The organism is Rhodanobacter sp. B05, assembly GCF_002001085.1.
In the GTDB taxonomy this organism is placed as follows: Bacteria; Pseudomonadota; Gammaproteobacteria; order Xanthomonadales; family Rhodanobacteraceae; genus Rhodanobacter.
In genome coordinates this window covers 151,833-178,771 of sequence record NZ_MUNU01000015.1, presented here as the reverse complement: position 1 = coordinate 178,771, position 26,939 = coordinate 151,833, and the positions used below count along the sequence as shown (strand labels likewise).

General features: G+C 64.1%; 15 protein-coding genes. 8 read left to right on the top strand and 7 right to left on the bottom strand.

What is annotated here, in order from left to right; translation table 11 throughout:
* Nucleotides 1-28: 28 nt before the first annotated feature.
* Together B0E47_RS09535 and B0E47_RS09530 are read right to left on the bottom strand one after the other, a co-directional pair.
* On the bottom strand, nt 29-1,864 hold the full coding sequence (locus B0E47_RS09535) for a serine hydrolase domain-containing protein (protein ID WP_254422879.1): 1,836 nt from the start codon (nt 1,862-1,864) through the stop codon (nt 29-31).
* 453 nt (nt 1,865-2,317) lie between these two features.
* Nucleotides 2,318-4,615, bottom strand: coding sequence for a TonB-dependent receptor (locus B0E47_RS09530; RefSeq protein ID WP_168171041.1), 2,298 nt, complete (start codon nt 4,613-4,615; stop codon nt 2,318-2,320).
* A 333-nt stretch (nt 4,616-4,948) separates the two neighbouring features.
* Between B0E47_RS09530 and B0E47_RS09525 the strand changes: the two genes are divergently transcribed.
* Nucleotides 4,949-5,620, top strand: a complete 672-nt coding sequence (locus B0E47_RS09525; RefSeq protein WP_217318913.1) for an XRE family transcriptional regulator — start codon at nt 4,949-4,951, stop codon at nt 5,618-5,620.
* A 226-nt stretch (nt 5,621-5,846) separates the two neighbouring features.
* The gene (locus B0E47_RS09520; RefSeq protein WP_168171040.1) at nt 5,847-7,949 is read left to right on the top strand and encodes a prolyl oligopeptidase family serine peptidase; all 2,103 of its coding nucleotides are present in this window, start codon (nt 5,847-5,849) and stop codon (nt 7,947-7,949) included.
* 43 nt (nt 7,950-7,992) lie between these two features.
* On the opposite strand, the gene B0E47_RS09515 is transcribed toward B0E47_RS09520, so the two are convergent.
* The 5 genes from B0E47_RS09515 to B0E47_RS09495 all read right to left on the bottom strand — a co-directional run bounded on the left by B0E47_RS09515 (nt 7,993) and on the right by B0E47_RS09495 (nt 15,022).
* Nucleotides 7,993-8,940: a MurR/RpiR family transcriptional regulator gene (locus B0E47_RS09515; protein ID WP_077514238.1), complete on the bottom strand. Its 948-nt coding sequence runs from the start codon at nt 8,938-8,940 to the stop codon at nt 7,993-7,995.
* Between the two features lie 8 nt (nt 8,941-8,948).
* Complete coding sequence (locus B0E47_RS09510) at nt 8,949-10,259, bottom strand: peptide MFS transporter (protein ID WP_139351410.1); 1,311 nt, start codon at nt 10,257-10,259, stop codon at nt 8,949-8,951.
* 49 nt (nt 10,260-10,308) lie between these two features.
* Entirely contained in the window at nt 10,309-11,334 is a 1,026-nt protein-coding gene (locus B0E47_RS09505) for a dipeptide epimerase (protein WP_077514018.1), read from the bottom strand.
* 57 nt (nt 11,335-11,391) lie between these two features.
* On the bottom strand, nt 11,392-13,425 hold the full coding sequence (locus B0E47_RS09500; RefSeq protein WP_077514017.1) for a serine hydrolase domain-containing protein: 2,034 nt from the start codon (nt 13,423-13,425) through the stop codon (nt 11,392-11,394).
* A 259-nt stretch (nt 13,426-13,684) separates the two neighbouring features.
* Complete coding sequence (locus B0E47_RS09495; protein WP_217318912.1) at nt 13,685-15,022, bottom strand: M48 family metallopeptidase; 1,338 nt, start codon at nt 15,020-15,022, stop codon at nt 13,685-13,687.
* A gap of 96 nt (nt 15,023-15,118) precedes the next feature.
* Here B0E47_RS09495 and B0E47_RS09490 point away from each other — a divergent pair, with 96 nt between their 5' ends.
* The 6 genes from B0E47_RS09490 (at nt 15,119) to rapA (ending at nt 26,909) form a co-directional block, all read left to right on the top strand.
* Nucleotides 15,119-15,802, top strand: a complete 684-nt coding sequence (locus tag B0E47_RS09490) for a DUF502 domain-containing protein (protein WP_077514015.1) — start codon at nt 15,119-15,121, stop codon at nt 15,800-15,802.
* A gap of 171 nt (nt 15,803-15,973) precedes the next feature.
* Nucleotides 15,974-18,100 carry a M13 family metallopeptidase gene (locus tag B0E47_RS09485; RefSeq protein WP_077514014.1) on the top strand — a complete coding sequence of 709 codons (2,127 nt, stop codon included), beginning with the start codon at nt 15,974-15,976 and terminating at the stop codon, nt 18,098-18,100.
* A 297-nt stretch (nt 18,101-18,397) separates the two neighbouring features.
* Nucleotides 18,398-20,515 carry a M13 family metallopeptidase gene (locus B0E47_RS09480; protein WP_077514013.1) on the top strand — a complete coding sequence of 706 codons (2,118 nt, stop codon included), beginning with the start codon at nt 18,398-18,400 and terminating at the stop codon, nt 20,513-20,515.
* Nucleotides 20,516-20,813: 298 nt separating this feature from the next.
* Nucleotides 20,814-23,156 carry a catecholate siderophore receptor Fiu gene (locus tag B0E47_RS09475; protein WP_077514012.1) on the top strand — a complete coding sequence of 781 codons (2,343 nt, stop codon included), beginning with the start codon at nt 20,814-20,816 and terminating at the stop codon, nt 23,154-23,156.
* A 145-nt stretch (nt 23,157-23,301) separates the two neighbouring features.
* Nucleotides 23,302-23,982, top strand: a complete 681-nt coding sequence (locus B0E47_RS09470) for a Fe2+-dependent dioxygenase (RefSeq protein WP_077514011.1) — start codon at nt 23,302-23,304, stop codon at nt 23,980-23,982.
* An 80-nt stretch (nt 23,983-24,062) separates the two neighbouring features.
* The gene (gene rapA, locus B0E47_RS09465) at nt 24,063-26,909 is read left to right on the top strand and encodes an RNA polymerase-associated protein RapA (RefSeq protein WP_077514010.1); all 2,847 of its coding nucleotides are present in this window, start codon (nt 24,063-24,065) and stop codon (nt 26,907-26,909) included.
* The last annotated feature ends 30 nt before the right edge of the window (nt 26,910-26,939 follow it).

Here is a 26,939-nt window from a genome sequence, read left to right as displayed (position 1 = left end):
GCCCGTTTCTGCCGGGATCGGACCTGCTTCAGAAGGTGTAATTGAAATTGGCCAGACCATAGGCAAGGATTCCCCACAGCGCATACAGCCCAGCCAGGCCCAGGAATACTTCGCCCAACCGTACCAGCCAGCCTCCGGGCCCGCGCAGGACACGCAGCACGGCCTCGACCAGAATCGCCACCGCACCCAGCCCCGCAATCACGCCGAGGAGGTACAGCGCGGTCAGGTGATGCGCAATGGTGTCATTGGACGCATCCAGGCCACCGGCAATCATCTGCACCCAGCCAAGCATCATCACCAGCAGCAGAACCACACCGAGCCGCGAAGCCAACCGCCAGCGCCTCTGTGCGACCGTCATCGCCAGCGGAGAATGGAAGCGTCGACGCACGATCCAGCCACCACACCAGGTCAGCAGGGTCAGCACCAGAGTCACCAGGAACAGCACGCCCACCGACTTGAGCATGCCGGCACTGCGCAGACCATGCACCGGCTGGAACAATTCGACCGGAAGGAAGTCGTCGGAGATCCAGTACTGGATGCGGCCATCCTTGTCGGCGACGAATTTCGTATGCGTCTGACCACCGACTTCGCGATAGACCAGCGGCCCGACTTCACGCCATGTCTTGGGTGTGCCGCTCAGGTCCTTGAGCGCATCGATCCGGATCGTGCCGTCGGCATGGGGGGTCACGCTCGACTGCGACAGCACCTGCAGCACCGAGAACGTGCTTTCGATGCGCCGCGTCGCCTCATACGAGCCAGCCACACGTGCCGCATCGGGTTGAGGGTTGGTGACGGTATCTTCGTGCGGCGGCGCATAGGGGTAATAGCGATCCAGGAAGGCGCGGAAAAGCGCGGTGCGCAGCCTGCCCACCTCGGCCTGCTTGCCGGCGCTGTTGAACGACACGAACAGGCCGACATGCTGGTCCAGCAGCAGATGCATGTCACTGTGGAAGGCGGCGGTGTCGCCAGCGTGACCGATGATGCGCAGACCGTTGCGGTTTTCCCGATAGAAACCCAGGTCGAAACCGTTCATATCCGGTGCCATGGTCGATTGCGGTGAATGCATCAACGCGATCATCGCCGGCGACAGGATCGCAGCGCCGTTGTACTGGCCGTTGTCCAGTTGCGCGAGCATGAAACTCGCCATGTCGGTGCCGGTGGCACTCAGCGAACCGGCCGGTCCCACCTCGATCGCCTCGAACGGAATGGTCTTCTTGTCCGATGCCGAGTGATAGCCCACCGACATGTTCGTGGCGAGCGATGCGGGCAGCGGCTGGTCGAAGCTCGAGTGCTCCATGCCCAGCGGCTTGAAGATGTGGTCGGCCACGTACTGGTCGAACGGCTGGCCGGAGACACGCTCCACGATGTAGCCCGCCAGAACCGCGCCGTAGTTCGAATAGGCCGTGAGCTTGCCTGGCGGGAAGATCCGTGCCGGCAAGTGCTTCTTCAGGTAGGCGCCGATCGGAAACAGCTGATCGGTCGACTGCATGAACTCATCGCCCACCGTCTCCTCGAAACCGGGGGTATGCGTCATCAAGTCACGCATCGTGATCGGCTTGCCCAATTTCTCCGGGATCCTGAAGTCGATGTAGGCATTGACGTCCTTGTCGAGGTCGATCTTGCCCGCGCCGACCAGTTGCATCACCGCTGTCCAGGTGAACGTCTTGGATATCGAGCCGGGTCGGAACAGGGTCTGGTCCGCGATCACCGGCTTGTGGTTCGCGACATCAGCATAGCCATAACCCTTCGCAAACAGGGGCTGACCGTCCTTGACGACCACGATGACACCACCAGCGATGTCACCACGATGGATCGCGTACGGCACCAGGCCGTCGAAGAACGTCTGGATGTCCTGCGCGGTCATTGCCTGCTCCACTGCAGCGACTTGCACCGCCACAGCGGGAACTTGCGTGGCTGTAGGAGCGGCGGGGTTCGGGACTGGCCGCGGCGAGGACGTCTGTCCCACCGCAAGACCAGAGCCTCCCGCTCCCATCGTCATCAGCAAGGCAAGCGTTGTCGCTTTCAATCGGGTGAACATGTCTCCTCCTCACCATGTATTGCTGGCGCGATGCGCTCGCGGATCAGAAGCGCGTGCCGCGTGCCACGACAGTGCAAACATGCGGCACCGGAACTCACGCGGATTCGACTTTTGGGAAAACTGACGTACCCGGTCACGGGCATCACTTGCGTTCGTGCGCACCTTGCCAGTGCCTGAAGGATGGCGAAGACCTGGCCCTGCCGTGGATTGATCGGTGCTGCCGCAGCATCCCCTGTACACGAGAGATGCCACGGCAACGATGCCCGCGCGCTGGATCGATCAGAAACTCCGGCTCACCGAGATGCCCATCAGGCGTGGCGTGATGATCGACGCGTTGTCTTCCAGCATGCCCGTGACGGGATTGGCCGCACCGGCTACAGGCACGTAGTTCTGGAACGAACTCGCCTGCACGATGCCCCGCTTGTTGGTCAGGTTCTTGACGTAGACGCTGATATTCCAGTTATCGCCATTGACACCGGCGCGCAGGTCGACAGTGTTGTAACCGGGGATGGTCGGACTCGCCGGAAGCGCAGGCAGCACGCCCGGGATCGGGTAGCTGAACGCGTAGTCGGTCGAGCGCTTGCCGATGTGCCGGAAGCTGGCCCCGACATAGCCATTCCAGCTATCGCTCAGCGCAAAGTTGTAATCGCCATTGAGGCCAAGCGTGAATTTCGGCGCGTAAGGCAAGGGATCGCCCTTCCTGCCGTTGGAAGGCGCTGGTGCATCCTTGGTCAGCTCGGCGTTGTTGTATGAGGCATTGAGCGAAAGCTTCAGGCCTTTTGCCGCGAGGAAGGCAATGGAAGCCTCGGCGCCCTTGCTCTTGGCCTGGCCGGCGCTGGTAAGAAACGTATAGGGGTTTTCGAACGTAGTCAGCGGGATCTTGGTCCAGTCGATGTAATACGCTGCAAGATCGATGGTCAGCCGGTTGTCCAATGCCGTCGACTTCAAGCCGAGCTCGTAATTGGTCAGCTTGGTCGGGCTGAACGTGTCAGGGACGCCAACGGCGCCGGGCGCGACCACGTTGGGACCACCTGGCAGGAACCCGGTCGCCACACGCAGGTACATCATGGTGTGTTCGTTGAAGTGATATTTCGGCGTAAACGAATAAGTGATGCTGCTGTCGGCGGACTGCTTGTTCAGCAGCTCGACCACGTCAGCGCCGCCGGTGAGGATGGCACCGTACCCAAGCTCCCGGTAATGCTGCTTGTCATGGCTGTAGCGCAGGCCGGCCTCCACGTCGAAACGATCGGTGACGTGCCAGGTAAGGCTGCCATAGCCCGCGTAGGCGATGTACGTGCTCGGCTGGATGGTGCCCCCGATGGGAATGCCCAACGGCGAGGGTTGCTCCACCCCGGTGTAGTAATCGGCGGGATAGATGTTCTGAATGGCGCTGCCGGTTTCATGGGTGAAGAACACGCCGCCCAGCCATTCCACCGTTTGCGACTTCGGCGAGGTGAGGCGGAATTCCTGGGTTGCCTTGGTCTGACCGATCGGCTCGGCTTCCAGCGTGGAGTAAGGCTGGCCATTGGCCTGTGGACCGAGATACAGCAGCGAAGTCGCATCTATCATCATGGAGCTGTCAAGCGTGCTGTAACTGCTTGACGACATCAGCGTTGCCCAACCGAAGTCGGTGTTGAAGGTGGCATTGTAGAGTCGATAGCGCGCATCGAAGATGCCGCTGTTGGCCGCCCCGCGCTGCTGCAGGTCGCCGTAGACCGGCTTCAGCGTATCCGGATCCAGTGCCACGGAGGGTGCGCCGTCACTGCTGAGGTTCTGCGCCATGGCGGTCAGACGCAACGAGGTCTTGTCGGTGGGGGTCCACAACAACGAGAAACGGCCACCCTTGACGCGGCTCTCGTTGACATCCTGCTTGCCCAGCCCGGCATCGTCGATGAAGCCCGGATCGGTCCGATCGTAGACATTGGCCCGAAGCGCCAGTTTGTCGGCTACCAGCGGCAGGTTGACCATGCCGTGCACACCGAAACCGCTGCCGCCGCCCGAGACGCTGTTGCCGTCGAGCTGCACGCGACCTTCGAAACTCTCCGTATTGGGCGCAATCGTGATGAACCGGATCACGCCGCCCAGCGCACCGGCACCATACAGGGTGCCCTGCGGACCGCTGAGCACCTCAATGCGATCCACATCGGCCGGATCGAGATCAGGCGTCAATGCCGCGCCGCCAGCGAACACGCTGCTCGATCCGAACGGGGTGTCATCGATATAGACCCCGACCGAAGCGCTGGGCTGCCCGGCACCCGAAGCAATGCCGCGAATGCTCAATTCGGTCATCCCCGGCTGCGACGAGACGACGTTGAAGCCTGGCACCGAGGCCGCGTAGTCGCTGAAGCTTTGCAGATGCTGCTGCTGGATGTCCTGATACGACACCACCGAAACTGACAGGGCGGCGTTTTGCTGTGTTTCCTCGCGACGGTTCGCCGTCACGACCACCGTGCCAAGCTGGGTCGCCTGCGCGCGATCGGGCTGCCTGGCGTTGGCGGCCTGTTGCGGCGTCGGCTGACCTGCCGGCCCGGATTGGTCCTGTGCCGTCGGCGTAGCCCCCGCCACAGAGCCCGTCACCGCTGCTTCCGCGTGGACGGAACCAGCAGCCATCGCCGTGGCAATGGCAAGAAACAAGGTACTGAATGTCCCGATGCTCTTGTGCACAGATCTCTCCCCCGAGGCAGTCGGCGCCTCTTTGGAGGCTAATATCGACCGATATTTCAATATTGTCAAATTTTTCTATATTTGAAATTTTCTGAGAATTCGCGTAAAACTCGGGAAACTTTGGGATCTGTGCGTTCCGGCTTCATTGTCGACTGGATCGCCATGCGCAAGACTAGGCACCGAACCGACACGATGACATCCAAGCCCATGCCACTGCACCACCCGAAGTCCCAGCCCGGTCTTGCCTTGCGCGATCTGCGCAAGCAGAAGCAGCTGACCCTGACCGAGCTCAGCGTGAGTACCGGGCTGCCGATCTCGACCCTTTCAAAGCTCGAAAACGGCAAGATGTCGCTGAGCTACGACAAGCTTGCACGGCTGAGCGCGAGCCTTGAGGTGGACATGGCGCAGCTGCTCGATCCCGATGCCGCCGCGCCGCAAACCAGGGTTCAAGGCCGGCGCAGCATTACCCGCGCCGGTGAGGGACTGGCGGTGGAAACCGAAAACTACAGCCACCTGTATCCGGGCGCGGATCTGCTCAACAAGCGGCTCGTCCCGATCGTTGCCGAGCCACATGCCCGCTCGCTTGCCGAGTTCGGCGAACTGATCCGCCATCCGGGCGAAGAATTCGTCTACGTGCTGGAGGGTACGGTCGACCTGCATACCGACCTGTATGCGCCGGCCCGACTCGAGGCCGGTGATTCGATGTATTTCGACAGCGGCATGGGCCATGCCTACATCGCGGTGGGGCTCAAGCGTTGCAGGGTGCTTTCGATCTGCACCGCAACCCAATCCCAGTTGATCGAGGCCCTGGGCGCTGACGAGACCAACCAGGTCAAGTCTCGCAAACGTGTTCCGACGCAGCCCGTGGCCAAGAGGCCATCGATGGCAAAGGGCAAGAGGCGAAAGAGCGCGAAGTAACCGCACCCAGCCACGGTCTGCTCGTTCGCGATCTTGAAACGGTTGTTTCACAAATTGAAATTGATGTTGCCGTGCTTTTTTCGGACATGCCACATGCCTCAACCTGGCGAAAATCGCCAGTGGACGTCGATGCGGCAATGGCGCCGAGGCACCTGACTCAATGATGGGAAGCATTCCGATGATGTGGACAACACGGTGTTGGAACACGGCACGCTCGAGAGCTTCCATGGCCTGCATGTTCGCGCTGCTGCTTGCCGCGGCACCTGGCGCTGCATCGGCACAGAAGTTCACGCTGGAGCAGGCACTGGGTTACCCCTTCCCCTACGGCCTGACTGCGGCGACGCACGGCAGCCGGATCGCGTGGGTATTCAACCTGCACGGATCGCGCAACGTTTGGGTAGCTGACGGCCCGGGTTTCGACGCACGACAGCTCACCCATTACACCGGCGACGACGGCATGCCGCTGGCAAGCCTGCGGCTGACGCCGGATGGCGCCACAGTGATCTATGCGCGCGGCAGCGAGACCAACAGCCAGGGCGAAGTGGCCGACCCGACCGGCAACGTGAAGCAACCCGAGCAGCAGGTGTGGGCAGCCAATGTGGCCGATGGCAAGCCTCGCTTGCTGGGCACGATGAATTGCACGTTCGAAGGCTGCGAAGACATCCAGGTTTCGCCCGACGGCAAGCAGGCCGTGTGGAGCGGACAACACAAACTGTGGCTGGCACCGGTTTCGGGTGAGGAGCCGGCCCGTCCGCTGGCCTATGTTCGCGGAAAAAACTCCCAGCCGCGCTGGTCGCCCGATGGAAAACAGATCGCCTTCGTCAGCAATCGCGGCACGCATGACCTGATCGGCGTCTACCGGCTGGGCGACGCCAGCGTACGCTACATCGCACCCGACGTCTTCCACGACACGCTGCCGCGCTGGTCGGCCGATGGCTCCCGATTGGCGTTCATCCGCATTCTGGGAAGTGCCGACTACTTCCTGCCCGGCAAGACACAACCTTGGGCGATCTGGGTATGGAACGCGGCCGATGGCAACACCACGCAGATCTGGCACAGCGCCGACAACGCGAATGGTTCATACGGCGGACTGGATGAGTGGCAGGCCAATGCGTTCCAGTTCGCTGCCGGCAATCGCATCGTGTTCGCCTCGCAGCGGGACGGCTGGGTGCACCTGTACTCGATCGCGGCCGATGGCGGCAGCCCCATGTTGCTCACGCCCGGAAAGTTCTCGTTCCAGGGCAGTGTTTCACTGACTGGCCACGACAAGGCGTTGCTGTATTCCTCGAATGAATCCGATCTTGATCGACGGCACCTCTGGCGCGTGGCCGTGGATCATCCCGGTGCGACTGAGCTGACCCATGGCGCATCGATCGAATGGTCGCCCGTGGTCACTGGCGACGGAGCAGCAGTCGTTTTCCTCGGCTCGACCGCAACACGGCCGGCCATGCCATTTCGACTGACACGACGTGGCCAACAGATGATTGCCCCCGGCGCGCTGCCAGTGGACTATCCGTCGGCGCAGATGATCGTGCCCAGGCAGGTGGTCTTCAAGAGCCTGGACGGGCTGGAAATCCACGGCCAGCTGTTTGTCCCCAGGGGAACGCCGATGCACAGCCCGGCACTCGTGTTCACCCATGGCGGCCCACCGCGACAAATGGTGCTTGGCTTCCATCCGATGGATGCCTACAACTACATGTACGCCGCCAACCAGTATCTCGCTAGCCGCGGTTTCGTGGTGCTGTCGGTGAACTATCGGATGGGCACCATGTACGGCCGTGCGTTCCGACAACCGGCGCACGCTGGTCCGTTGGGGGCGTCGGAATATCAGGATGTCGTGGCAGGGGCAAAGTACCTGCAGTCGCTGCCTTATGTAGACGCGCAGAAGATCGGATTGTGGGGCGGCTCCTACGGCGGCTATCTCACGGCGATGGGCCTGGCGCGCAACTCGGACATCTTCAAGGCCGGCGTGGACTATGCCGGCGTGCATGATTGGACCAGCTTGCTCGGCGGCGCCCCGGGCGTGACCGCGCAGGTGAAGAAGGTCGCCTACGAAGCTTCGCCGGTCGCGTCGATCGCCAAGTGGAAGTCACCGGTGCTGCTGATCCAGGCCGATGACGACCGCAACGTGCCGTTTGCGCAGACGGTCGACCTGGTGCCATTGCTGCGCCAGCATCACATCCCCTGCGAGCTGATCGTGATGCCGGACGAAACGCACGACTTGCTACGGTGGCATTCATGGCTGCGCGTGTTCGACGCCACCGCCAACTTCTTCGAGCGGACGCTGATGAAGGGCGAGACGATCACGACGACACCCGAGGAGCGCTGATCTGACAAGATGCACTCGTCCGCGAAAGCACCGCGCCGGCAAATTACCGCCGCTCGCGACGCGTTGGTTTTTGCGGCGCGGCGGCGCGCTTGTCGTCGACACTCTTCTTCGCGTTGCCCTTCGCCGAGTTGCCGGGCTTGCGCTTCGCCGCCGGCGGAGCTTCGTCATAGCCGACAAACAGCTGTCGCAATGCCGTGACGTCGCCAATGCGCTCGAACATGTCACCCTGCACCCGCGTCACCTCGCTGATCAGGAGGCTCAGCAGGCTGGTGACGGCACCGAAGTTGTGCCAGGCACGATCCGGATCAAGCGGCAACATCAGCACGTTGTCGGTGAGTTGGCGAGCCCAGTAGCACTGGGTGTCGGTGACGATGACCAGCGGAATGCCGCGCGCGGCCACCTCCTCGGCGAGGACGCGGAAGTGCCGCGCATAGCGGCGGAAGTCGATCAGTACCACGCAGCTGTCCGCACCCGAATCAAGCAGAACGTCGGCGTAGGCACCGTCCGATCCGTCGGCATAGCGCGTGCGCGGCTTGACGTGTTGCAGCAGGCTGGCAAAACCAAGCCCGATGAAGCGACCATGGTGGAAACTTGCCACCGATACGCGTTCGGCGCTCACCAGCGCCTTGACGATCGAGGTCCATTCCGCGGTTCTGGCCAGCGAGTAGGCCTCGGTCAGCACACGGATGTCGGTCTGCAGGCTTTCTGCCACGAAATCCGCTTCGCGCGCGCGCGCGGCATTCTTGTACAACGGCAGCCAGGGGGCGTTGCCACGCAGGTCTTTCTTCAACTCGTTGAGGCCCGCGTAGCCGAGGTTGCGCAGGAAGCGCCCCACCGTCATCGGGCTTACTCCGACACGCTGGCCGAGCGATGCGGCCGTCTCGAACGGAATGCCGCTGATGTTGTGTAGAAGATAGGACGCGATCTTCCGTTCGGACGTGGTGAACGTCTCCCACTGGCGCTTCAACTTGTTCTGCAGGTCTTTGATCATCTCGATGCTCAACGTGAAAGCATGGCTTGCGCGCCAACGGTGGCGTGCTTCTCCACATCGCCCATGCGCAGGCAAAGGATGTAGAGAAGCACGGCGGACAACGCCGACACGCCGCCGATCAACACAAAGAACCAGCCGTGCGCGAACTGGCTCCAGAGCGTACCCAGGCCGCCAGCGAGCAGATTGCCAAAGAAGCCCGCGAAGAACCAGGTTGCGATGCTGGTGGCACGAAACCCCTCCGGCGCCATACGCCCGAACAGCGCCAGGCCAGTCGGCAGGATATACAGCTCGCCGATGGTGAACACCACGAACCAGGCAGCCAGCCAGACCCAACTGGCGCGCGTTCCGTGGGCCTCGTTCCATCCGGCGACCAGACCCAGCGCCACATAGGACGCCGCCACGATGGCGGCGCCGAACGCCATGCGACCCAGCAGCGGCGTCTCGATGCCCCGTCGTGCCAGCCGCGCCCAACGCGCCACCAACACCGGCGTGAACGCAAAGACCACCAGTGAGTCGATCGATATGAACCAGGTCATCGGTATGGTCCAGCCGGAGCCCAGCTGGCGATTGATGCCGGTATCCGCCCACAAGGCAATCGTGTTGCCCACCTGCTCGTAGGCGCCGCGGAAGATCACCACGATCGCGGCGATACCGATCAGCAGCGCGAAGCGATCGCGGGCGGCACGATCCATCGGCGGGCGGGCCGCCCGGGCGGCAGGCCCGCGCATCGGCTCGGCCGGCAGATAGCGACGACCGGCCAGATAGATCACCAGCGACAACAGCATGCCGAAACCGGCCGCGGCGAAACCCCAGTGCCAGCCGTACGCCTCACCGAGCGTGCCGCACACGAACGGCGCCATGAATGCGCCCAGGTTGATGCCCACGTAATAAATGTTGTAGGCACTCTTGCTGCGCGCATCGCCCTCCCGATAAAGGCCCTCGATCTGGCTGGCGAGACTGGGCAGGAACAGCCCGTTGCCCAGCGCGATCATGCACAGCGCGGGATAGAACAGGGCCTCCCACGACATCATGAAATGGCCAAGCGCCATCGTGGCGCCGCCGATCACCACCGCGCGTGCCTTGCCCAGCCAGCGGTCGGCGACCATGCCGCCGAACACTGGAGTGAAATACACGAAAGCCGCATAGGCGCCGTAGACCAGCGACGCATACTCCTGGTTCATGTCCAGGTGCTTGGTCATGTAATAGACCAGGATCGCGCGCATGCCGAAGAAGGAGAACATCTCCCACATTTCGGTCAGGAACAGGATGGTCAGGCCACGCGGATGGCCAAACCAGTCCTTCTCTGTCGATGAGCTCATTCCGAATGACATCACGCGGACGCGTCTCCTTGCTGACCGGACAGAACCACTATGATGCGAGCGGCGACGGCCCACCCCAAAGATTCTCGGGACACCAGATCATGCCGTCCTCATACACCACCGGCGGCGAATAATCGGCACGCAAGTTGATCGGACCATCGAGATCCACCACATCGCACAGCTGGCCGACCATGAACGACGGCGCCATCGCCAGCGACGAGCCGCCCATGTTGCCAACCATAAGCTCGAAACCCAGCTCGCGCGCTTCGTGAGCAATGGCCAGCGCTTCCGTGAGGCCACCGCACTTGTCCAGCTTGATGTTGATCACATCGACCCGACCGACCATCTTGGCGAGGTCAGCGCGGTCAAGCACGCTTTCATCCGCCGCGAAACGGATCGGCCGCTCCAATCCGTCTAGCCAGGCCTCGTTGCCGACCGGGAATGGCTGTTCGACCACATCCACGCGTGCCTCCACAAAGGTGGGCAGCAGGCGTGCCAACGACTCGCGGGTGAAGCCCTGGTTGGCATCGACCATCAACCACACGTCCGGGCGCGCCTTGCGCACGGCAAGGACCCGTTCGGCATTGTCGTCGTCGTCGGTGAGTTTCAGCTTGATCGCACGCGCGTCCACAAACTCACTTGCGCGCTTGGCCATCACCTTCGGGGTCTCGGCGCCAATGGTGTAGGTGGTGAGCAGCGGCTTCGGCACATTCAGCCCGGCCAGCTCCCACACCGGCTTGCCGGTACGCTTGGCCTCGAGGTCCCACAGCGCGCAATCAAGCACATTGCGTGCGCCACCGGCCGGCAGCCATCGCTGCAGCTCTTCGCGCGTGAGGCCGGCCTCGATCAGTTCACGCAATGCCTCGATCTGGGCCAGCATCGTGACCGGCGTGTCCTGGTGGTAATACACGCCCTGCGCTTCAGCGCAACCCACGTGGCCGTGTTCATCGGACAGCTCAACAATCAATGCATCGAACGCGGTAAACGTGTAGCCGGTGATATGGAACGGCGCGTTGATCGGCCAGCTCTTGAGGCTGGCCCACAGGCGCAGCCGCCCGCTCCCATGGGTATTCATGATGACTCCTGCGGAGGAAATGTGCGGCGGCAGCCCGCCGCCGCACGAATGGCTTTGTCAGAACCTGGTGTTGAAGCTGATCATCCGGAACGCCACGATCAGCCAGGCCAGGTAGACCGCGGAGCATGCCAGCAAGGTTTCGCCAAGCAGCACCCAGCGGCTGCGCCGCGGCGCCATCCAGCTGCGCACCGCGTGGTACACGATCAGCACCACGCCCACCAGCGCCAGTACGCCCACCGCGTAGAGCAGGTACATCCACGGTGCCGCGGTGCCCTCCAGCAACAGGCCTGGGTCGCTGCCGATGGCAATCATCAGGATCAGCCAGCCGAGCAGCGTGGTGAACAGCATCAGCGTACCCAGGCGGCCCCACAGCCGGCTGCGGCGCTGCCGCGGAGACAGTTCGAGAACGCGCTTGTAGTGGCGACGAACCAGCCAGCCTCCGAACCAGACCAGCAGGGCAAGGAAAGTGAACAGCAGCGCCAGCGTGCCCCAGAGCTTCACCGAACCCAAGGTGTGAAGTCCGCTCACGCGCAGGAAGATCATGACCGGCACCTCTCCATCCGTGGTCCAGTAGCTGATCCTGCCGTTCGCGTCAGTGATGAAGTCCAGCCGGGCCGAACCATTCACCTGCTGGTACTTCAACGGGCCGATCTCGCGCCAGTGCAACGGTTTGCCGGCGGGATTGTCGAAGCCTTCCGCGATGATCGTGCCGTCGGGAAGAGCCTGCACATGGGACTGGGTCATGGCATACAGCATGCTCATGCCACTGACATTGCGGCGACTGGACAGATACCAGCCCGCCACCCTGGCCGCATCGGCCTTGGCCGTGGCTGCCGTGGCCACCTCCTTCACCGGCGCGACCGGGAAATAGCGATCCAGGAAAGCCTCGAACAGCGCCTTGCGGATGACATGCGCACCGCCCGCGTTCCCGGCACTGTTGAATGACATGAAGATGCCGACATTCGCATCGAGCATCAGGTGCAGGTCGGTGTGGAAGTAATCCAGATCGCCGGCATGGCCGACGATGCGCTGGCCGTGACTGTCTTCACGATAGAAACCCAGCGCGAAGCCGTTGAGTCCGGGCGCCTCGGTGCGCTGCTGGGTATGCATCTCCACCGCGGTCGCCTGCTGCAGGATGCGGTTGTTGCCGTAAAGGCCATTTTGCAGCTGGGCGATCATGAAGTGCGTCATGTCCAGCGCGGTCGTGCTCATCGCACCAGCCGGCGCCGGATCGACGATCTCGAACGCCTTGGCCTTGCCGTCGGAGGCGGTCGCGTAACCGACCGCCATCATGGGCTCCATCGCTGCCGGCAGCGGTTGCCGGAACGTGGAGTGCTGCATGTCCAGCGGCGCGTAGATGTGTTGTTCGATGTAGTCGTCGAAGTCCTGGCCGGATATCCGCTGCACGATGTAGCCCGCCAGTCCGCAACCGTAGTTGGAGTAAGCCACCACCTCGCCCGGCGGAAAGATCCGCTCCGGCAGATGCGATTTCAGATAGCGCTCGAGATCGACCGGCTTGCCGTCGGTGGAAATGAGATTGCGGGCGACGTCCTCGAACCCCGGCGTGTGCGTCATCAGGTTGCGCAGGGTGATCGGCTTGCCCTGATAGGGCGGTATCTTGAAATCCAGATAATCGTTGATGTCGCGGTCGAGGTTCAGCTTGCCCTGCTCGACCAGCTGCATCACCGCGGTCCAGGTGAACAGCTTGGAGGTCGAGCCGATCCGGAACAGCGTACGATCAGGCAAGACCGGGGTGCGCTTCGCCAGATCGGCATGGCCATAGCCCTTGGCAAACAGCACCTTGCCGTCCTTGACCACGCTGACCACGCCGCCGGCGACATCGCCGCGCGCCAGCGCCAGTGGCACGAAACCATCGAGGAAGGCGGACAGGTCCTGGTTGGTCAACTCGTTCGTCGACGCAGCTTGCAGATCGCCGGCGGCCACGGCGGCAACAGGCCCGGCAGCCACGGGAATGGCCGGGGCAACCGCCGAGGTGGCAGTGGCTGGCGTCGACGTCGGCACCTGGGCCATGACGGCACCGCTGACCAGGGTGATGGCGAACGCCGCCAGCAATCCGGCGATCCGACTCATCCATCCATCCCCCGCGACGTGATGGCCTGCGCTCGATTGGCGCTGTTGCCGGCTGAAAGCGCAGACGCGGCGCGGCTCCCGCTGCACATGGCGAAGCTGCATGACGTTCCCCTCCGAATGATCACGTGGACGACCTACCGATTCATTGGTACATAGCTATCACGATATTGTCAATGTTATTTTGATAACAAGGCACGGAACAACGCCAGCGGCCGCTGCGCGACGCAGCGGCACGCTTCAATCTCGATGGTTCGCAGGCTCAGCGTGCGCCGGGTGGCGCGATCGCGTCGCCCCGTCGCACATCCGCATCGTCCAGGTGTTCGGCCTTCCAGATCATCGCGCGATGGATGCGCTGCCAGCCGCTGGGGTGGTCGTAGAACAGGAACTCCTCGACCGCGCCCGGATGCATCTTGCGGTATTCGGACAGTTGCACCGCCGCCTGGGCGAAGCCGTCGGGCTGGCGCGCCGCGTTTAGGCCGAATGCATCGGCCTCGGCCTCCATGCTGCGCGTGATCGTGTTGTTCACCGGCGTCATCACGAACATGAAAATCGCGAACAGCGCCATGATCAGCGGCAGCCCCGCCACGTCGCCGACGCCGCGCACATCCCAGCGCGCACCCCAGCGTCGTTCGGCCCAGCCGAAACCCCACTGCACGAAGGCAAAGCCGAGCACGATGATGATGCCGAAGAACACGATGCCCTTGTAAACGTGGTTGAGCACGTAGTGGCCCATCTCATGCCCCAGCACCGCCTCGATCTCTTCAGGCGTGCTGCGATGGAGCAGGTTGTCGTTGAGGCTGATGCGAGTAGTGCCGAACATGCCGCTCACGTTCGCGCTGATGCGCCTGCTCTGGCGCGATGCATCGAACCAGTACACGTCCGAGGCGGGAATGCCGTTGGCGCGCGCCATCGAGAGGATCTGCGCCTTGAGCGGACTGTCCGGCAGTGATTTGTAGGTATTGAAAAGCGGCGCGATGTACACCGGCGCGATCGTGGCGACGAAGATCGCGAACACGATGGCGACGCCGGCGCCCCACAGCCACCAGGTCCGCGTGGCCTTGCGCACCACCGCATAGATGATCACCAGCGCCAGCGTGGCCAGGATCAGCTCGACGATCAGTCCGGTGCCCTGCTCACCCAGCCAGGCGCCGAGGCTCATGTTGGACAAGCCGTACTGGTGTTCGCGGAAATAGCCTTCGTAGAGGCTCCACGGCAAGGTCAGCAAGGTCACGAGCACGATGTACTGCACCGCGTAGATCGCCGTCTGCAGCCAGCGCAGGCGGGTGATGCGCTCGGCAAGGTTGCGCATGCGTGCGGACAGCCGCGTGCCCAGCAGCAACCAGGCCACGCCCAGCGTGATCAGCAGATCCCACAGGATCAGCCAGTAACCGCCTTCGAAATAGGCGTCCGAGTTGGTCCGCTGCGCCGGCGTCAATTCGGCCATGTAGGCATTCGTGGCGGCTTCCACGTCAAAGGGTGGCGCGTGGACCGCGGCCGCCTGAACCGCAGGCGCGAGCGCCGACACCGGCACCGCCTGCGCCCGAACCACGCTCACGGTGAGAAACGCGAGCAGCAGCACGCCGAGCAGCTTGTTCATGAGAATCCCCATCCCCGAGAAAGCCTGCAAGCTAGCGCAACCCCGGGCACGCCGCCAGCCCGTACAATGACGGGGACCCGCACCACGGATTGCCCGATGCCGCCGCTTCGCGTCAAACGCTACCTGCTGACCGGCCTGCTCACCTTCATCCCGCTGTGGGTGACGTGGCTGGTGTTCAAGTTCGTGCTGGGCGTGCTGGCCGGCATCGGCGCGCCGCTGGTCGCCGCGCTGCTCGGCGCGCTGTCGCTGGTCGCGCCGCACGCCGCCGACGCGCTGAATGCGCAATGGCTGATCTTCATCGTGGCGTTGCTGCTCACGCTAGGTGCGCTCTACCTGCTGGGCTTCGTGGCGAACCGGGTGATCGGCCAGCGTTTCCTCAACGGCTTCGATGCCCTGCTCGCGCGCATTCCGCTGGTGCAGACGATCTACGGCGGCACCAAGAAGCTGATGGCAGTGCTGCAGAACAAACCCAGCGGCATGCAGCGGGTGGTGCTGATCGACTTTCCGCGGCGTGGCATGAAGGTGGTCGGCTTCGTCACCCGGGTGATGGTCGAGGAAGGCACCGGCCGCGAGATGGCTGCGGTCTACATCCCCACCACACCGAACCCCACCGGTGGCTATCTGGAACTGGTGCCGGTGGACGAGCTGACCCCTACCGACTGGACCATGGACCAGGCGATGGCCTTCATCATTTCCGGCGGTGCGGTGGCACCCGACAGCCTGCCTGCCCCGCCATCGGCCACGCTGCGCCACGGCGAACCCGAGACCGGCGCCCGATGAGCGCTCGCCGGGGCCGCAGCGGCTCATCCACCCCCTGACCTTTGACACTGTCTGACCCCTGCCGATTGGCCTAGCGTAACCGGCTGTGTCCGCGCCCGGGGGAGCACAGCGCGCAGCCAATTCCGACACCCAACCTGCCCGACGGGCAACATCACCTACCGAGGGATATCCATGACCAAGCAGTATCTGAAGCCCCTGGCCCTGGCGGTCAGCCTGGCCCTGACCCTGACCGCCTGCGGCAAGCAGGAATCGGCAACGACCAGCGCACCGACGAGCAGCGCCAGCGCCGCCCCGGCCACCAGCAGCACCACCGCCGCCAATCTCGACAAGAGCATCTTCGACGTCAGCGAGCTCGGCGACAGCACGTTGGCCTGCCAGGACTTCAACAGCTTCGTCAACGCCAAATGGGTCAAGGCGAATCCGATTCCGGCCGACCAGACCGTGTGGGGCGCTTTCAGTCTGCTGCACGAGAAGAGCCTCGCCGATCAGCGCCAGCTGGTGGAGAACGCGGAAAAGAATGCCGACAGCACCAAGCCCGGCTCGATCGAACAGAAGATCGGCTGGCTGTACCAGTCCAGCATGAACATGGATGCGCGCAACAAGGCCGGCTTCGATCCGATCAAGCCCGAGCTGGCCTCGATCGATGCATTGAAGTCCAACAAGGACCTGCCGGCGTGGCTGAACCAGTCCTTCGCCAAGGGTGACTCGCGGGTATTCGACTTCGGCTCCAGCGCCGATTTCAAGGACGCGAAGATGCAGATCGGCTACACCGAGCAGTCAGGCCTCGGCCTGCCTACGCCGGATTACTACATCGACGCCTCGCACAAGGACGTCCGCGACGCCTACGTCAAATACCTGGCCAAGCTGTTCGAGCTGACCGGGACGCCGGCCGCCGAAGCGGGCAAGCAGGCCGACCTGGCGATGAAGTTCGAGACCAATCTGGCCAAGCACTCCGTGCCGCGCGTGGAAATGCGCAAGCCGGAGAACCAATACCACTTCGTGACCGTGGCTGAAGCGGACAAGGTCACCCCGCACTTCGACTGGAACGCGTTCTTCAAGGCGCAGGGCGTTACCGTCGACAAGGGCTTTTCGCTGTCGCAGCCGAAGTTCTTCGCCGAATTCGACCAGCTGCTGGCCAGCGCGCCGATCGACGAGTGGAAGGCCTACCTGAAGGCCCAGGCCATCTCCAGCTCCGCCACCGCGTTGTCCGAGCCGTTCGTGGATGCGCAGTTCGATTTCTACGGCAAGACCCTGCGCGGCCAGCCCGAGCAGCAGCCGCAGTGGAAGCGTTCGCTGGGCTCGGTCAACAGCGCGATGGGCCAGGCGCTGGGCCAGCTCTACGTGGCCAAGTACTTCACGCCGGAAGCCAAGCAGCGCGCCGAGGAGCTGGTCACCAACGTGCGTGACGCGCTGAAGGCGCGCATCCAGAACCTCGACTGGATGAGCGAGGAGACCAAGACCAAGGCGCTCGACAAGTGGTCCAAGTTCCTGCCGAAGATCGGTTATCCGGACACCTGGCGCAGCTGGGATGGCCTGACCATCAGCAAGGACAACTACTACGCCAACATGGAAGCGGCCGGCAAGTTCAACTACGACTACGACATCGCCAAGATCGGCAAGCCGACCGACCGCAAGGACTGGGGCATGACCCCGCAGACGGTCAACGCGTACTACAACCCCACCGACAACACCATCAACTTCCCGGCCGCGATCCTGCAGCCGCCGTTCTTCGATGCCAAGGCGGATGACGCGATCAACTACGGCGGCATCGGCGCGGTGATCGGCCACGAGGCCAGCCATGGCTTCGACGACGAAGGTAGCCAGTTCGACGGCGACGGCAACAACGTCAACTGGTGGAGCGACGCCGACAAGAAGCAGTTCCAGGCACGTACCGGCAAGCTGGTCGATCAGTTCAACGCCTATGTGCCGCTGGCCGATCACCCCGAGTTGCACGTCAACGGCACGCTGACCCTGGGCGAGAACATCGGCGACCTGGGCGGCCTGAACATGGCCTACGATGCCCTGCAGGCTGCGTTGAAGAAGAACCCGGCCGAGGCGGACAGGAAGATCGACGGCTACACCGAAGATCAGCGCTTCTTCCTCAACTGGGCCCGCGTGTGGCGCGGCGATATCCGCGAAAAAGCGCAGATGGTGTATCTGAACGCCGATCCGCATTCGCCGATGAAGTTCCGCGCGATGGGTGCGCCGTCGAACATGCCGGCCTTCGCCAGCGCGTTCCAGTGCAAGCCGGGCGACGCGATGGTGCGTCCCGCCGATAAGCAGGTGAAGATCTGGTAAGCCTACAACCGCTCACCGTTTGAAAACCCCGGGCCCCGCATGCGAATGCGGGGCCCTTTTTTTCGAGCGCTCCCGCCACCGTGACGGCGCACTTTCGCATCGGCGAAATATCCGTCCTGCCACACGGCCAGGATCATGCCCGTCCCCCCGGCCGTCCCTGACCTTTGACACTGTCTCACCCATGACGTTTGACCTAGCGTGAACCGGTGGAGTCACGGTTGCCGACGCGTCCGTCAGGCCGTGGCCGATCAATCCATCAGACTGCCTGCGGGCAAACCCAAACGGGAGGCATACCCCATGAACAAGACCCCTCTGAAACCGCTGGTACTCGCTGCCTGCGTGGCGCTGGCACTCGGCGCCTGCGGCAAGCAGGAGTCCGCCAGCGCGCCCGCCGCACCGGCCAGCAGCGCCAGCACGCCGAAGGCGGCCGCCGCTCCAGCAGCGCCGAGCGTGTTCGACGTCAGCGAGCTTGGCCCGTCAACGGATGCCTGCGTGGACTTCAACCAGTTCGTCAACGCCAAGTGGGTCGCCGCCAACCCGATCCCGTCCGACCAGACCGTGTGGGGGTCGTTCAACCTGTTGCGCGAGAAGAGCCTCAAGGACCAGCACGACCTGGTCGACGCCGCGGACAAGCATGCCGACAGCGCCACGGCGGGTTCGATCGAACAGAAGATCGGCTGGCTTTACCGCTCCAGCATGAACATGGATGCGCGCAACAAGGCCGGCTTCGAACCGCTGAAACCGTACCTGGCCAGGATCGACGCATTGAAGTCGAACAAGGACATCCCGGCCTGGCTGAACCAGTCGTTCGCCAAGGGCGACAGCGCGGTGTTCCGCTTCGGCGCACGCGCCGACTACAAGAATGCCAGCATGGAGATTGCCTCGGCCAACCAGGGCGGCTTGGGCCTGCCCACGCCGGACTACTACACCGACGTCAAGTACAAGGACATTCGCGACGCCTATGTGAAGTACCTGGCCAGGCTGTTCGAGCTCACCGGCGTCCCGGCCGCGGAGGCGGCAACCAAGGCCGGTCTGGCCATGAAACTGGAAACCGAACTCGCCACGCATTCGATCCCCCGCGTGGAAATGCGCAAGCCCGAGAACCAGTACCACTTCGTCAGCGTGGCCGAAGCGAACAAGGTCACCCCGCACTTCGACTGGAACAATTTCTTCAAGTCACAAGGCGTCACCATCGACAAGGGCTTCTCGCTGTCGCAGCCGAAGTTCTTCACCGAGATGGACAAGCTGCTGGCCAGCGCACCACTGGACGAATGGAAGGCTTACCTCGCCGCTCACACGATCTCCGGCGCGGCCGATGCCCTGTCCGAACCGTTTGTCGATGCCCGCTTCGACTTCTTCGACAAGACCCTGCGCGGCCAGCCCGAGCAGCGCCCGCAATGGAAGCGTTCGCTTGCCGCGGTCGACGATGCCATGGGCCAGGCACTGGGCCAGCTCTACGTGGCCAAATACTTTCCGCCGGAAGCCAAGACGCGTGCCGAGGAGCTGGTCCACAACATCCGCGAGGCCTTGAAGAACCGCATCGAGAACCTGGACTGGATGAGCGCCGAGACCAAGGCCAAGGCAATCGACAAGTGGAACAAGTTCCTGCCCAAGATCGGCTACCCGGACAAGTGGCGCAGTTGGGATGGCCTGAAGGTCACCCCGGACGACTATTTCGCGAACATGGAGGCGGCGCAGAAGTTCGACTACGACTACAACATCGCCAAGATCGGCAAGCCGACCGACCGCCAAGAATGGTTCATGACGCCGCAGACGGTCAACGCGTACTACAACCCCACCGACAACACGATCAACTTCCCGGCCGCGATCCTGCAGCCGCCGTTCTTCTATGCCAAGGGTGACGACGCGATCAACTATGGCGGCATCGGCGCCGTGATCGGGCATGAGTCGAGCCACGGCTTCGACGACCAGGGCAGCCAGTTCGACGGCAGCGGCAACCTCGACAACTGGTGGACCCCGGCGGACAAGAAGCAGTTCGACGCGCGCGCGCAGAAACTGGTCGACCAGTTCGACAACTATGCGCCGCTGCCGGACCACCCGGACCTGCACGTCAACGGCAGGCTGACCCTGGGCGAGAACATCGCCGACCTGGGCGGCCTCAACATCGCCTACGACGCCCTGCAGACCGCGCTGAAGAACCACCCGGACGAGGCGAAGGAGAAGATCGACGGCTACACCGAAGATCAGCGCTTCTTCCTCAACTGGGCCCGCGTCTGGCGCGGCAGCATCCGCGACAAGGCGCAGATGGTCTATCTCAACGCCGATCCGCACTCGCCGATGAAGTTCCGCGCGATCGGCGCACCGTCGAACATGCCGGCGTTTGCCCAGGCGTTCCAGTGCAAACCCGGCGACACGATGGTTCGCCCGGACGACAAGCAGGTCAAGATCTGGTAGTGACATCGCGACAAGGCCTGCGTATCACCCCATCGGGGTGAACCCGGCACGGCATACCTCTGGATGGGTGCACGCGGCCCCGCGCACATGCGCGGGGCCGCGTTGTTTTGGATGCCCGGCCCTGGATGACGCCGGGCTTCTGTACCTCAATTAGTTATTGCAAATCATTCTCATTGGCAATATCTTGTGCATCGCCGCAGGCAATGCCAACGCTCCCTTGCAACAACCCGCCGATCTGGCAGCGGGCGTTTCGACGGTTCGCGCGACGTGCCAGCACCCCTTCATCGACAGGAATCCCATGAGTCCGATCAAGAGCAGGAAGCACCCCGTCCGCCGCGTCATGCCGTCACTTACCCCCGGCCTGCTCGCGACCGCCCTGCTCGGGAGTCTGGCCCTGGCCCAGCCGGCGCACGCCGCCGATGTGACGGAAACGTCCGGCGCGACCGACGCGCAGATCGCGCAGGCAAAGAGTCTGCCCCGCGTCCAGGTGGACGGCTATGCCGGTCCGGACTACCGCGTCGAGACGATCTCCTCCCCTAAATTCACCCAGCCGCTGCTCGACACCACGCAGACGGTCAACATCATCAGCCGCGACCTGATCCAGCAGCAGGGCGCCACCACGCTGACCGAGGCGCTGCGCAACAGCCCCGGCGTGGGCACCTTCTACGCCGGCGAGAACGGAACCACCAGCACTGGCGACGCGATCTACATGCGCGGCTTCGATACCTCCGGCAGCATCTTCGTCGACGGCGTGCGCGACCTGGGCACGATCTCGCGCGACGTGTTCAACATCGAGCAGATCGAGATAACCAAGGGTCCGGACGGCACCGAGTACGGCCGCACCGCACCGACCGGCGCGATCAACATGGTCAGCAAGCAGCCGCTGCTGGACAACGGCATGTCCGGCTCGCTCGCCTACGGCAGCGCGCAACAAAAACGCGCCACCGCCGACTGGAACCAGGCGATCGGCGACACGGCCGCATTCCGGCTCAACGTGATGGGTCAGGACAGCGGCGTGCCCGGACGCGACCACGTGGAGAACAATCGCTGGGGCGTGGCACCGGCGCTGGCCTTCGGACTGGGTACGCCGACGCGCGTCTACCTGGATCTGCTGCATGTGAAGCAGAACAACATCCCGGATGGCGGCGTCTCGACGATCGGCCTGCCGGGCTACACCAGCCCCGATCCGGCGCGGCCGTTTCTGGCCGATGCACCGAAGGTGGATCCCGAGAATTTCTACGGCACCCGCCAGGATCACGACCGGGTGCAGGCCGACATGTTCACCGCGATCGTCGAACATGATTTCTCCGACAGCCTTGCCCTGCACGACACGCTGCGCTGGGGCCGTACGCGGCAGGACTACCTGCTGACTTCATTCATGGCAACCGCGGCCAACCTGCTGACACCGGACCCGGCCGATCCCTCGACCTGGACCGTCGCGCGCAGCAATCCGAATTTCAAGCACCAGGCCAACCGCATCGTCACCAACCAGACGAACCTGACCGCCAGCTTCGCTACCGGCGCGGTCACCCACGACCTCAGTGCCGGCATCGAACTGACCCAGGAAAAGGCCACCACGCTCGGCATCGTCGCCCTCAACGGCAGCACCTGGCCGGCTGCCGACCTGTATCACCCCGACGCCGACGTCGGCGGCCTGCTCTATGGTCCGAACGGTACCTACACCAGCGGCACCACCGACACCGCCGCGGCCTATGTCTTCGACACGCTGACGTTCGGCGAGCACTGGCAGGTCAATGCCGGCGCGCGACTGGACCACTACCGCACCGACTACACCAGCACGGTCGTCTGTGGTGCCAAGAACACACCCGCATGTGGCGTGCTGCCGACCGGCAGCATCGTCCCGGGCATCGATGCGCGCGTGTCCGACAACCTGCCCAACTACAAGCTCGGTGTGCTGTACAAGCCGAGCGCCAACGGCAGCATCTATGCCAACTTCGCCATGGCGCAGGATCCCCCGGGCGGCAATACGCTGACCTTCAGCAGTTCGTCCAGCAGCCAGGACCAGCCCGACCTCGGCCCGCAGAAGGCCCGTACCGTCGAAGTCGGCACCAAGTGGAACCTGCTCGGCGACAAGCTGCTGCTCACCGGCGCGGTATACAGCACCACCGTCAACAACCAGCTGGTGCAGGACCAGGCCGATCCGACCCAGTACTACCAGGTCGGCAAGAAGCGCGTGCAAGGCGTGGAGATCAATGCCGTCGGCAGGCTGAGCAGGAACTGGGCGATCAGCACCGGCTACACCGTCATGGACACCAGGGTGCTCGACGGCAGCCCGGTCACCTCGGACGGATCCAGCGTGCTGGCCTACACGCCGAAGAGCGCCTTCACCGCCTGGACCACGTACCGTCTGCCGTTCAACCTCACGCTCGGCGGTGGCGCGCGATATTCGGGCGAACTGCACCGTGGCACCGATGGCGCGATCGGGACGCCGGCCCATACCGGGTCATACTGGGTGTTCGATGCGATGGCGAGCTACCCGGTGAACAAGCACTTCGCGCTGCAGTTGAATGTGTACAACCTGTTCGACAAACACTACGTCGCCGCGATCAACAAAAGCGGTTACCGTTACATCCCGGGCGTGCCCCAGTCGGCGATGCTGACCGCCAACTTCAGCTTCTGACGTTATGCTTTAGAGCCCTTCTCCCCTTGGGAGAAGGGTGGGAATGAGGGTTCGGTACGAAGCAGGATGCGCCGCTCCGGCCGAACCCTCATCCGTCCCTGCGGGCCACCTTCTCCCGTTGGGAGAAGGGAAAAGGAAGCCATCCATGCTGCTGCACATTCCCGACATTCTCAGTGCCGAGCAAGTCGCGTCGATGCGCGCCGCGCTCGAGGCGACGGACTGGACCGACGGCCGCGAAACGGTGGGTGCGCAGGGCGCGCGCGTGAAGCACAACCAGCAACTGCCCGATGGCTCGCCGCTGCGACGGCAACTGGGCCAGCAGGTGCAGGCCGCGCTGGCCCGGCATGCGCTCTACCACGCGGCGACGCTGCCCTTGCGCATGCTGCCGCCACGCTTCAACCGCTACGCGGACGGCGGCCAGTACGGCTTCCACGTCGACGGCGCGGTGATGGCCTTGCCTGACGAGGGCGGCCAGTTGCGCAGCGACATCGCCTGCACGCTGTTCCTCAATCAGCCGGACGATTATGACGGCGGCGAATTGATCGTCAGCGACACCTACGGCGAGCACGAGGTGAAGTTGCCCGCCGGCGACCTGGTCGTGTATCCGTCCAGCAGCCTGCACCGGGTCGCCCCGGTGACCCGCGGTGCGCGGCTGGCCTCGTTCTTCTGGGTGCAAAGCCTGGTCCGCGACGATGGCCGGCGCCGCCTGCTGTTCGAACTGGACACCTCGATCCAGAGTCTCACCCGCTCCGGTGCCGATGCCGCGGCGCTGCTGCAGCTGACCGGCGTCTACCACAACCTGCTGCGGCAGTGGGCCGAAACCTGAGGCATCGAACACCGGACAATGGTTCCCTCGGCGCCACGCACGGCGGATAATTGTCGACCCCCGACGCCGATGGCTGTGCAATGTTCGTTCCCGGTCAACGCTGGATCTCCTCTGCCGAACCCGAGCTTGGCCTCGGCACCGTGCTGCGCGTCGAAGGGCGCGGGGTGCAGGTGCTGTTCGCCAAGGCCGGCGTGCTGCGGCCGTATGCGATCGATTCGGCGCCGCTGCTGCGCGCGGAGTTCCGCTCCGGCCAGCGTGTCGCCGGCAAGGGCATCGCGTTCCTGGTCGAGCGCGTGGAGATCCGCAACGAACTGCTGATCTACCGCGGCGAAGGGCGTGAACTGGAGGAAGGCCAGCTCGACGACGAGCAAAGCGTGAGCCAGGCCGACGACCGCCTGATCGGTGGCCGCACCGATGCCGTGGCACATTTCGAATTGCGCCTGGAAGGACTCAAGCGCCGCGCCGAGGCGCGCCGGTCGCCGATGTGGGGTTTGGCGGCCGCACGGATCGGGCTGGTGCCGCACCAGCTGCGCGTAGCTGGCATCGCCTCCGCGCGGCGACCGCCGCGGGTACTGCTGGCGGACGAGGTCGGCCTGGGCAAGACCATCGAGGCCGGCATGATCATCGCGCGCCAGCTCGCCACCGGCCGCACTTCGCGGGTGCTGTTGCTGCTGCCCGATACCCTGGTCTATCAGTGGTTCGTCGAGTTGCTGCGCCGCTTCAACCTCAGCTTCTCGATCTACGACGCGGAGCGCTGCGAGGCGCTGGAACAGGCCAGCAACGGATTCGCCAGCAACCCGTTCGAGGATGAGCAACTGGTGATCGCCGATTTCGGCTTCCTGGAAACCTCGCCAAAAAACGCCCAGCAATTGCTCGACGCTCCGTGGGATCTGCTGGTGGTCGACGAGGCTCATCACTTGGCCTGGTCGCCGGAGGAAGCCAGCCCGCGCTATCGCATGGTCGAACAGCTGGCGCTGGCGATCCCCGGCGTGATCCTGCTCACCGCCACGCCGGAGCAACTCGGCCGCAGCGGCCACTTCGCCCGCCTGCGGCTGCTCGACCCGCAGCGCTACCGCGATCTGGACGGCTATCTTGCCGAAGCCGAGACCTACCAGACGCTGTCGAAAATCGCCGACCGCCTGCTCGACGGCGAGGCGCTGGACGACCTGCAGCGTGCCACCCTCGCCGACGCCTTCCACGGCGACGCGGCGCTGACCGCGCAGCTGGCCGACTCGACCAAACCGGTGAACGCGCGCGAACTGCTCGCCGCGTTGATCGACCGACACGGCACCGGCCGCGCGATGTTCCGCAACAACCGCGCCGGCGTGGGCGGCTTTCCGAAGCGCCTGCCCGTCTGGCACATGATCAATGCCGACGGTCTGGAGGAAAGCACCCGTCAGTCCCTGCTGGCCGAATTCCACGCCGACATCCAGCAACCGCCGGCCCTGATCGAGGTGGACTACGCCACCGACCCGCGCGTGGATGCCCTGGTCGACCTGCTCGACGCGCATCCGCAGGACAAGTTCCTGCTGATCTGCCGCAGCCAGGCCAAGGTGCAGGCCCTCGAAGAGGTGCTGCGCACGCGGAGCGGCATCGGCCTGGCGCGCTTCCACGAAGGTCTGGGCATCGTGCAGCGCGACCGCAATGCCGCGTATTTTGCCCAGCCCGACGGCGCGCGCCTGCTGCTGTGTTCGGAAATCGGTTCGGAAGGTCGCAACTTCCAGTTCGCCCACCGGCTGGTCCTGTGGGACCTGCCGCTGGATCCGGATCTTCTGGAACAGCGCATTGGCCGGCTTGACCGCATCGGCCAGAAGCACGCCATCAGCATCCACATCCTCGCCGTGGCGGACAGCGCCCAGCATGTGCTGGCGCGCTGGTACGACGAAGGCGTCGATGCGTTCCGCTCCAGCCCGGCAGATGGTCGCGAACTGCTGCGTCGCTTCGGCGAACCGCTGACCCGGCTTGCCGATGAACATGCCCGCGGCGACGACAATCGCGACCAGGAGCTCGAGGTGCTGCTGGCCGAAACCCGTGCCAGCCACGAACAGATGGCCGAACTGATCCGCGGCGGCCGCGACCATCTGCTGGAGCTCGCGGCCAGTCGCGACCTGCACGCCGACGAACTGCAACAGGCGTTCGCCCGCGAAGACCACGATCCCGCCCGCGATGCCTTCACCCAGCGCCTGCTCGAAACGTTCGGCGTCCACCCCGAGGAACTCGGCGGTCAGGTGCTGCTGCTGGACCCGCAGTACCTTTCCACCGATGCCCTGCCCGGCTTCGCCGAGGGCCCGCAGTCGGTGACGTTCTCCCGCGAAGTGGCGCTGGCGCGCGAGGACCTGCCGTTGCTGCGGCTCGATCATCCACTGGTCGCCGGCGCGCTGGATCTTGCCCTGTCCGGTGAACAGGGCAACGCGGCATTCATGGTCGACGACATGCTGCCGCCGCGCAGCGCCCTGCTGCAGGCGGTGTACCTGCTTGAATGCGTGGCCGATCGCCGCCTCGACGCCGAACGTTTCCTGCCGCCGCTGCCGATCGTGGTCAACGTCGACACCAAACTGGCCGAACGCGCCGATTTCGTGCCCAGCGACACCGCGCTGCGCAAGGCCGGCGACCGCAACATCGAGGTGACGCGCTACCGCAAGTTCCTCGGCAAGCTGGTGCCGCCGATGCTGGCCCGCGCGGAAGCGCTGGCCGGCGCGCGCAGCCAGGCCAGCATCGCTGACGCGCTGACCCTGGCCACCGATACGCTGGATGCCGAACTCTCGCGCCTGCTGGCGCTGCGCGCGGTGAACCCATCGATCAGCGATGCGGAAATCGCCGCCGTCAGCGACGAACGCACGGCCTTGCTCACCGCCTTGCCATCCTCGCGACTGCGTCTGGATGCCGTGCGCTTCGTGGTCAGCGCGGATTTCCTGGCACTGCGCTGATCCGAATCACCGTCGCGACCACTTTGCCGT

Excerpts from the sequence above, each read along its gene's own strand:
- B0E47_RS09505 (WP_077514018.1), bottom strand. The coding sequence starts at position 11,334 with ATGAATACCCATGGGAGCGGGCGGCTGCGCCTGTGGGCCAGCCTCAAG.
- B0E47_RS09485 (WP_077514014.1), top strand. The coding sequence starts at position 15,974 with ATGACCAAGCAGTATCTGAAGCCCCTGGCCCTGGCGGTCAGCCTGGCC.
- rapA (WP_077514010.1), top strand. The coding sequence starts at position 24,063 with ATGTTCGTTCCCGGTCAACGCTGGATCTCCTCTGCCGAACCCGAGCTT.
- B0E47_RS09470 (WP_077514011.1), top strand. The coding sequence starts at position 23,302 with ATGCTGCTGCACATTCCCGACATTCTCAGTGCCGAGCAAGTCGCGTCG.
- B0E47_RS09490 (WP_077514015.1), top strand. The coding sequence starts at position 15,119 with ATGCCGCCGCTTCGCGTCAAACGCTACCTGCTGACCGGCCTGCTCACC.
- B0E47_RS09495 (WP_217318912.1), bottom strand. The coding sequence starts at position 15,022 with ATGAACAAGCTGCTCGGCGTGCTGCTGCTCGCGTTTCTCACCGTGAGC.
- B0E47_RS09500 (WP_077514017.1), bottom strand. The coding sequence starts at position 13,425 with ATGAGTCGGATCGCCGGATTGCTGGCGGCGTTCGCCATCACCCTGGTC.
- B0E47_RS09475 (WP_077514012.1), top strand. The coding sequence starts at position 20,814 with ATGAGTCCGATCAAGAGCAGGAAGCACCCCGTCCGCCGCGTCATGCCG.
- B0E47_RS09480 (WP_077514013.1), top strand. The coding sequence starts at position 18,398 with ATGAACAAGACCCCTCTGAAACCGCTGGTACTCGCTGCCTGCGTGGCG.
- B0E47_RS09515 (WP_077514238.1), bottom strand. The coding sequence starts at position 8,940 with ATGATCAAAGACCTGCAGAACAAGTTGAAGCGCCAGTGGGAGACGTTC.
- B0E47_RS09520 (WP_168171040.1), top strand. The coding sequence starts at position 5,847 with ATGGCCTGCATGTTCGCGCTGCTGCTTGCCGCGGCACCTGGCGCTGCA.
- B0E47_RS09535 (WP_254422879.1), bottom strand. The coding sequence starts at position 1,864 with ATGACCGCGCAGGACATCCAGACGTTCTTCGACGGCCTGGTGCCGTAC.
- B0E47_RS09510 (WP_139351410.1), bottom strand. The coding sequence starts at position 10,259 with ATGAGCTCATCGACAGAGAAGGACTGGTTTGGCCATCCGCGTGGCCTG.